This window comes from Limnohabitans sp. JirII-29, assembly GCF_003063395.1.
In the GTDB taxonomy this organism is placed as follows: domain Bacteria; phylum Pseudomonadota; class Gammaproteobacteria; order Burkholderiales; family Burkholderiaceae_C; genus Limnohabitans.
Genome location: NZ_NESB01000026.1, coordinates 1 through 2,019 on the forward strand (window position 1 = coordinate 1; position 2,019 = coordinate 2,019).

The 2,019-nt window shown below is 57.9% G+C and carries 1 protein-coding gene; it reads left to right on the top strand.

Going from position 1 to position 2,019, the window contains the following annotated elements; translation table 11 throughout:
* Positions 1-2,019, top strand: a 2,019-nt coding sequence (locus B9Z39_RS16815) for a VCBS domain-containing protein (RefSeq protein WP_199221244.1), incomplete at both ends; no start/stop codon positions are given.

Consider the following 2,019-nt stretch of genomic DNA (forward strand, 5'->3'; position numbering starts at 1 on the left):
CCGGCACCCTCAGCGCCACCGACGTGGACAGTAGCGCAGCCTTCGTTGCCCAGACCAATGTGGCGGGTAACAACGGCTATGGTCAATTCAGCATCGGTGCTGACGGTCAGTGGACCTACACCGCCAACAGCGCGCACAACGAGTTCGTCGGTGGGCATACTTATACCGACAGCTTCACAGTCGCGACAGCCGATGGCACCAGTCAAGTGATCACAGTCAGCATGACCGGCAGCAACGATGCGGCGGTCATCACCGGCACCAGCACCGCCAGCTTGACGGAAACAAACGCAGCAGCCTCGCTCTCCACCACAGGTTCACTTTCGGCAACAGACGTCGACAGCAGCGCCACCTTCGTTGCCCAGAGCAATGTGGCGGGTAACAACGGGTACGGTCAATTCAGCATCGGCGCCAATGGCGCTTGGACCTACACCGCCAACAACGTACACAACGAGTTTGTGGGGGGGCAGACCTACACCGACAGCTTCACGGTGGCGACCGCAGATGGCACCAGCCAAGTGATCACAGTCAGCATGACGGGTTCGAATGATGCAGCCGTTATCACTGGAACCAGTACCGCTAGCCTGACGGAAACCAATGCAGCAGCCTCGCTCTCAACTACAGGTACGTTGAGCGCCACCGATGTGGACAGCAGTGCAGCCTTCGTTGCCCAGAGCAATGTGTCGGGTAACAACGGCTACGGCCAGTTCAGCATCGGTGCTGACGGTGCCTGGACCTACACGGCCAACAGCGCACACAACGAGTTTGTGGGTGGTCAGACTTATACCGACAGCTTTACAGTGGCAACAGCCGATGGCACGAGCCAAGTGATCACGGTCAGCATGACGGGTTCGAACGACGCAGCAGTCATCACCGAAACCAGCACGGCCAGCTTGACGGAGACAAACGCTGCGGCCTCTTTGAGTACAACGGGCTCACTGTCTGCAACAGACGTTGACAGCAGTGCCGCCTTCGTTGTCCAGAGCAATGTCTCTGGAAACAACGGCTATGGTCAATTCAGTATCGGTACAGACGGTGCATGGACCTACACGGCCAACAGCGCGCACAACGAGTTCGTCGGTGGGCAGACTTATACCGACAGCTTTACGGTGGCGACTGCAGACGGAACAAGTCAAGTAATCACCGTCACGATGACCGGCACGAACGATGCCGCTGTCATCACTGGTACCAGCACCGCCGGCCTGACTGAGACCAACAGCGCAGCCTCGCTCTCCACAACCGGCAGCTTGAGTGTCACGGACGTGGACAGCAGCGCGGCCTTCGTCGCTCAAACTGGTGTTGAAGGCAACAACGGTTACGGTCAATTCAGTATCGGAACCGATGGCGCTTGGACGTATACCGCCAACAGTGCGCATAACGAGTTCGTCGGTGGGCAGACCTACACCGACAGTTTCACCGTCGCGACAGCCGATGGCACCAGCCAAGTGATCACGGTCAGCATGACGGGTTCGAACGACGCCGCAGTCATTACCGGAACCAGTACGGCGAGCTTGACAGAAACAAACGCGGCCGCCTCTTTGAGTACAACGGGTACGTTGTCCGCTACAGATGTAGATAGCAGCTCGGCCTTCCTTGCCCAGAGCAATGTCGCCGGTAACAACGGCTACGGCCAATTCAGCATCGGCACCGACGGTGTTTGGACCTACACGGCCAACAGCGCGCACAACGAGTTTGTGGGTGGCCAGACTTATACGGATAGCTTCACGGTGGCAACAGCCGATGGCACTAGCCAAGTGATCACGGTCAGCATGACAGGTTCGAACGACGCCGCAGTCATTATCGGAACCAGTACGGCCAGCTTGACAGAAACAAACGCAGCAGCTTCTTTGAGTACAACCGGTACTTTGAGCGCTACAGATGTAGATAGCAGCGCCGCCTTCGTTGCCCAGAGCAATGTCGCTGGCAACAACGGCTATGGTCAGTTCAGTATCGGCGCCGATGGTGCCTGGACCTACACGGCCAACAGCGCGCACAACGAGTTCGTGGGTGGTCAGACCTACA